Origin of the sequence: Bartonella sp. DB5-6, assembly GCF_000278115.1 — a bacterium.
Taxonomy (GTDB): Bacteria; Pseudomonadota; Alphaproteobacteria; order Rhizobiales; family Rhizobiaceae; genus Bartonella; species Bartonella refiksaydamii.
Genome location: NZ_JH725129.1, coordinates 1 through 5939, shown reverse-complemented (window position 1 = coordinate 5939; position 5939 = coordinate 1). Strand labels below are relative to the sequence as shown.

The following is a 5939-nucleotide window of genomic DNA, read 5'->3' as shown; positions in this document are numbered from 1 at the left end:
GATTTGTGGATGGCTTTGTTTAAGCTTTCTAACCATCGAGGCATTGGAGATGAGGACTGCAATGCTATAGTTGAGGTTATGGAATCAGTCGTAGATGCTCTGGTTTTAAAGCTTCAAGATGACGTGCCCAATATTACAAAAATCTTGGCAATTTTGACAGATTTTGGAGCTTCAGAAATTCCACATCGTATGGATTCTTTGTTGCGAGCTTATGAACCAAGTTTGGAGAGCCCCATTAAAAAGGTTGCTTAACTTTAAAAACACAACTCCCCTCCCTGTTCTCAAAAATGGGGAGGTGGTTAAGAGGCTTCTTTAGGTAAAAATTCAAAATGAACGGGTTTAAAACCAGTTAAGTCATAATCTGTAAGATCTGCAGTATCAACAAAGTTTTCTGCTTCTTCATCCGTCTTAAAAACGGGTATTTGTTTTAATTTAGAGGTTTTCATAAAAATTAATTTTCTTTTAGTACGTATAGACTTTTAAAAGATTCAAAGTTTAGAAGAAATGTATCTGTTTAAACTCACACCATTTTCAGCGGCTTGTATTGCAAGTTTTCTATGGAGTTCTGGTGGTATTCTTAATTGAAACTTACCACTATATTTACCATGTGACAAAGGTACAGGAACTTCTTCTCCATTATGTTGCATGTCCTCAACAACTTCTGAAACAAGATCCATAATACCTTTTAAAGCTTTTTCTGCTTGAACGTCTAACCATGAAAGGGATGGGAATTCTGCACACAATCCGACATATTCCTCATCTTCTTGCGACCACAAAACACGATATGTATAATGATTATTGTTCATGTTTCATCCTTTCTATCGCTTGTAAGACCTGCTTGACCTGATAAGCTTTTGCTTTGTTACCAGAATCTTTTTGAATATTCACACGGGGATCACCAAGCCACGGGGTTTTAAAAACAAAGTGGCTTGTACCATTGTTCCGAGGTTCTCCAAAAAAATGTACACATACAGCCAACAAATCTGAAAACTTGATGTTCTTTGGTGATGCTTTCATCAAGCTGATTATTTTTTCAACTTTATTGTTCATAGCCAATAATAGTATCATTATTAATCCTAGTCAATCATTTTTAGAGACGGCATCAACTAAACAGGAATATTCATGCATCCGAGAGAGACGATAAGGGAAAGCTTTGTTGCGTTGATCAAAGCAGCAAAGACGGCGGCTGGTGACAATGTTTTCAATATGCGTGATTTCAATTTATTTATTGAAGCAATGCCGGCGATTAATATCTCAACGCAAAGTGAAACGATTAAAGATGGATATGATTATGGGGTAAGGCAGCGTGTTTTAACAGTGGATGTTGAGTGCTACGACACACGAGAAAACGGTGCACGTTTTGTTGACCAACTAGCATGGGAAGTTGAGGAGATTTTTTATGCTAATCCTAATCTTAACAACACGGTTGAGACATGCCACCTACAAAATATTGCTTTTGCCTTTGGCGATAATGGCGCACTAGCGCTCCATGGTGCAATTTTAACCTTTGAGGTCACTTATGTGACGAATATCCCCTCCCCTAATGAAGAAGGCAGTGTAACAGCAAGACTCGTTGAACCTTTCTTAAGTTTTGAACCAGAAACAGGCGTAGGAAACGAGGACAAATACCATAAAATTGAAGGTGGACATGTTAGAGCGGCGCGATAAAGAAATTACAGATTTAAAAAGACGTGTAGCAAATATGGTTGTGGTAGGTAAGATTAGCCATGTCGACCATAAAAACGCACGCTATCGGGTAAAAAGTGGCAATCTTGTTAGTGACTGGATTCCAGACACACAAGCCCGCGCCGGTAAAACATGCTCCTATGAAGGGCGTGATATTGGAGAGCAAGTGATTGTTGTCTCGTCGTCCGGAGATCTATCACAAGGGGTGATTATTGGTTCACTTCATACAGATGCTAATCAAGCAGCCGATAAAGGCAATATTCATAAGACACTTTATCCTGATGGAACCAGCCTTGAATATGATGATGAACAAAACAGCTATGCACTCACTATCAAATCGGGCGGAAAGTTTATCCTCACGATTGCGGATGGCGTGTCACTAAAAGGTGATGGTGGTAAGCTAGAGCTTATCGCACCAGATGGCATAAAGATTGTTTCAGAAAGCGATATAAATTTAAACGCAAAAGGCGGCATCTCTTTGAAGGCTGGTGGTGGCGTTTCACTGAATTCGAATGATAGTCTCTCTCTTCACTCCGGTGATGATGTTTCCATTCATTCAGGTGGGTTAAAGCATAACGGCACCAATATTGGAAACAGCCATGTTCATGGTGGTGTTTTCCCTGGTGGCTCTATGACAGGAGGTCCCAATTGAACAGTGGAATGAACCGTACAACAGGAAAGTCATTGACCGGCATTGATCATTTGCGCCAATCAATCCTTGATATTTTGTCAACGCGGATTGGTTCGCGTGTAATGCGGCGTGATTATGGTTCACGTGTTGCAGAACTGATTGATGCACCAGTGAATAATGCTTTTGCTGTTGCTCTTTATGCTGCTGTTGCTGAGGCGTTAGACAAGTGGGAACCGCGTTTTAAATTGAAAAAAATTGATTTTAAAATGGTTGAGGCTGGAAAAGTTTCCTTATCCTTTGAAGGCATTTATTTGCCATCAGGCAAGCCCATCACCATGGAAGGATTACTAATAAAATGAATGGAATGCTTGCAAAACCAGAAATCATCACAGAAATTTCTTTTGAGGAAATACGCGCTGCTGCTCTTGCCCATTTAAAAGAACTTTTGCCTGAATATACTATTCTCGAAAGTGATCCAGCCGTAAAAGTCATTGAAGCTTTTAGCTATCGAGAGTTGCTTTTAAGACAGCGTATTAACGAAGCGGCACGCAACAACATTCTTGATTTTGCAACTGGTGAATCTCTTGATGCTTTGGGAAATTGGCATGGTCTTGCCCGCATGGATGGTGAAAGTGACGAGAGGTATCGTGAACGCATAAAACTTCATGCCCGTGGTGGCAAAGGTAGCGGGACAGAGCCCTATTACAAGCTTATAGCCTTAACAGCAGATAGTCGTGTTAAGGATGCAATTATTTATCGAAAAGGCAAAGACCCAACCATCTATGTTGCTCTTTTTGGCAATAATGAAGAAGGAACAGCATCCGAAGATCTCTTACAAACAGTCTCACAAGCTCTTAACAAAAAGAATATCATCATGACCAATGATACAATCATTGTGCACGCTGCTGTCAAAAAAGTGGTGGATTTAGAAGCAGATGTTTGGCTGTTACCGGAAACATCGTTAAAAATTCTCACGACAATGGAAGCAAATTTAAGAGCAGCATGGAGACAAGAACAAGCCATTGGTCGTGAATTAAGCTTATCGTGGTGGATTTCGAAACTGATGATCCCCGGTGTTCAGAAAGTGATTGCCGTTGCACCAACCAGAGACAGTGCGGTTTGTGATGAAGAAGTTTTAGCTATTGGAAAAATCACCTTAAACTTCAAAGGGCGTGCGCGCTAATGGTTGGCTCCCTACTCCCCACAAACGCAACAGAATTTGAAAAGCGCCTTGCCGATGCTTGCGATTTTCATCAAGATGTTGACGGTTCTGTTTTGGGGATTTCACGCTCTAAACTGATCACACGCCCTCCCCGTTTCTTACCATGGTTGATTGAAGAATATGGACTTGGAGAGCTTACACCTTATGTTCCCAATCTTTATGATCTCATTGATCAAGGTCTTGCCTGGCAGAGGATACGTGGCTCCCTTGCTGCCATTGAGATGGGGCTTGCATGGCTGGGGGTTACAGCACGCTTTCAACCCGCATGGACGGGGCGTGTTTGGTGGAACTCCTTTCAACTCTACTTTGATCAATTGCCTGAACGGAAAAGCCTTGAAGCCATTGAAGCAATTACCGACCTTTCCAAAAGTTTGCGCTCTGATTTTCGCCGTGGTGTCATGGGTTATGATGTGCAAGCTGTTGAATGCAATATGTCACGCCTTGATGACAGTCTGCTGGAGTATGAGAGCGGTGTAAGCCTCATAGCTGGGAATACTTTGTTTTCCTTTGGACGCACAACAGAGATAGAGCGCGTTCTCACAAGAGAAGAAGGCATACTGATTGGCAATTGGATGGATGGTGGGGATGAGGAATTAAGCTTCGATCAGATCGATTACCCATGGGACATGGCAAACTTTCCGTGGTGTTCGGTCAAAAAACATGAACGCGATATGCTGATGGCAGAGTGGTTTCGCAGCCGCACACTTTATCTCGTGTTAAGAGACACCCAAGATGGCGTGATTGGGTATCGCAGATGCTATGCTGTAGCGCCGGTAGAACAGGCTTTGAATGGTGTTTATAGCCATTGTGGTGGCAGATTCCAGCCCTCCCCGATGGGCACGGCGCTTCTTGTGGCAGCACGCACAGACTTTCGCGACGTTGATGGCAAACAAGCAGCATTTGTTTCTGTTCTCGTTCATGCTTCTCCCAAACAAGATATCCCCTTTGGCAAGCTTTGGTGTGAGCCTGATGAACTGAATGGTGGTGTGGAGATACTCAAAACGCCCATTAATATTCCTTTGCGTGCCGATGTTCGCGAACAATTCAAGATTTTATTGAGGTTTTAACATGAAGCATGAAAGTGGTTTGCCCTTTGCAATTGACAGATCTCGCGGCAAAGAGGAACAACAAAGCGTTGTCTTTTATGGACAACGACCCTTTATTCAAAGTGGTGAACTCAACGAGGTTCAAACCATCATAAGGGGACGCCATAACCGTTTGGGGCGCCTTGTGGCACAAGAAGGAGACCGCGTTGAACGGGCTGATGCTTTTGTCAACAAAGACACGCAAACTGTCACGTTAACAGACGGCAAGATTTATATTGCCGGTGATATCTTTCCAGTTTCAAATGCCGTCTTAGAGAATGTTTCCATGATTGGGCGCTTGGAAATTGGTGTGAAGCTGCAAAAAAAATGGGTGACATATGAGGATGATCCAGAGCTGTTGGGGCAAGTCCCTGGCACCTTGGCAGAAGGAGAGCCTGGTGCCGCACGAGAAACAGCACAGCTTGTTTGGGCACTGAAAGAGGATGCGCAGCAAGGGACTTTCTTTCCGGTTTACATTTTGCAAGATGGTGTTTTGATTGATCAAAAATCACCCTCATTACTTGAACCGGCCATGCAAGCTATTGCTACTTATGACCGTGCCCATGGGCATTATATCGTGAGCGGATGCCGTGTAAGCGCTTTAGGACAAAACAACGGCTGCCAAGTGTTTAGCATTCAAGAAGGAGAAGCCAATATCAATGGTTTTAAACGCAAACGCCTTGCTGCTTTACGCCATGAAGAACCAGAAGATTTTTCGACAAATGTTGTTCCAAGCGAAACCCATATCTTTGCTCCTCAAACAGGGGAAACAAGCTCTCAATCTGACATTCACTCTGCTCCTGCTAACACCATCACCTTCTTGACTGATTTTAATCCGAGTGCCACCATTCATGCCACTCCCGAAGAAACGCATATTTTTTCACCTCAAAAAGGGAAAACGAGCTTTACCTTTAAAACCTATTACGCTCCCATTGCCGATATTCAGTCTCTTTTGTTGACAAAAGAAAAAACCGTTAACGTCACCCGTGGTGCCGTTGCCGCTGGGCGTGATGGTGTTCCTGATAAGAGCATCACTTCTTTTATTAAAGTCGTTCAAGGAAGCAAGGAATTTAAAGAAGGCACAGATTTTAAAAAAACAGGAGACACCATTGATTGGGCACTTGTAGGAGACGAGCCTTTAGTGGGAAGTACCTATAAGGTGACTTATCGCTATCGTGCGCAAGTTACCGCCGATAAAGTAACAGCACAGGAAATTACCGTCTCAGGTGGAGCGCAAGGTGGTGATATTATTGTAAGTTACACTTACAAATTACCGCGTATTGACCGTATAGGACTGAATACAGGGGGCAATGTG

10 protein-coding genes are annotated in these 5939 nt (G+C 42.9%); 7 read left to right on the top strand and 3 right to left on the bottom strand.

The features are described 5' to 3' along the window. The coding region (locus MCO_RS10950) for a hypothetical protein (RefSeq protein ID WP_007554234.1) at positions 1 to 252 on the top strand (252 nt) is incomplete at its 5' end. A 47-nt stretch (positions 253 to 299) separates the two neighbouring features. On the opposite strand, the gene MCO_RS10435 is transcribed toward MCO_RS10950, so the two are convergent. Genes MCO_RS10435 through MCO_RS09505 form a run of 3 tightly spaced genes read right to left on the bottom strand, consistent with a single transcriptional unit; the run spans position 300 to position 1068 of the window. Next, positions 300 to 446 (bottom strand): CopG family antitoxin, encoded by a 147-nt coding sequence (locus MCO_RS10435; RefSeq protein ID WP_007554232.1) that lies wholly within the window; start codon positions 444 to 446, stop codon positions 300 to 302. A 42-nt stretch (positions 447 to 488) separates the two neighbouring features. Next, positions 489 to 806: a type II toxin-antitoxin system HicB family antitoxin gene (locus tag MCO_RS09510; RefSeq protein ID WP_007554230.1), complete on the bottom strand. Its 318-nt coding sequence runs from the start codon at positions 804 to 806 to the stop codon at positions 489 to 491. Further along, positions 796 to 1068: a hypothetical protein gene (locus MCO_RS09505; protein WP_007554228.1), complete on the bottom strand. Its 273-nt coding sequence runs from the start codon at positions 1066 to 1068 to the stop codon at positions 796 to 798. Before MCO_RS09505 ends, MCO_RS09510 begins: the two co-directional genes overlap by 11 nt. A 54-nt stretch (positions 1069 to 1122) precedes the next feature. On the opposite strand from MCO_RS09505, the gene MCO_RS09500 reads away from it, so the two are divergent. From MCO_RS09500 to MCO_RS09475, 6 genes are all read left to right on the top strand, one after another. Then, positions 1123 to 1668: a hypothetical protein gene (locus MCO_RS09500; protein WP_007554226.1), complete on the top strand. Its 546-nt coding sequence runs from the start codon at positions 1123 to 1125 to the stop codon at positions 1666 to 1668. After that, the gene (locus MCO_RS09495) at positions 1649 to 2338 is read left to right on the top strand and encodes a phage baseplate assembly protein V (protein ID WP_007552710.1); all 690 of its coding nucleotides are present in this window, start codon (positions 1649 to 1651) and stop codon (positions 2336 to 2338) included. Before MCO_RS09500 ends, MCO_RS09495 begins: the two co-directional genes overlap by 20 nt. Further along, positions 2335 to 2676 (top strand): GPW/gp25 family protein, encoded by a 342-nt coding sequence (locus MCO_RS09490; protein ID WP_007552708.1) that lies wholly within the window; start codon positions 2335 to 2337, stop codon positions 2674 to 2676. The genes MCO_RS09495 and MCO_RS09490 overlap by 4 nt, the downstream gene beginning before the upstream one ends. Beyond that, positions 2673 to 3500, top strand: a complete 828-nt coding sequence (locus tag MCO_RS09485) for a baseplate J/gp47 family protein (RefSeq protein WP_007552707.1) — start codon at positions 2673 to 2675, stop codon at positions 3498 to 3500. The genes MCO_RS09490 and MCO_RS09485 overlap by 4 nt, the downstream gene beginning before the upstream one ends. Beyond that, entirely contained in the window at positions 3500 to 4606 is a 1107-nt protein-coding gene (locus MCO_RS09480; protein ID WP_007552705.1) for a phage tail protein, read from the top strand. Before MCO_RS09485 ends, MCO_RS09480 begins: the two co-directional genes overlap by 1 nt. Before the next feature lies 1 nt (position 4607). Continuing rightward, a partial coding sequence (locus MCO_RS09475) for a DUF4815 domain-containing protein (RefSeq protein ID WP_007554223.1) occupies positions 4608 to 5939 on the top strand: 1332 nt, incomplete at its 3' end.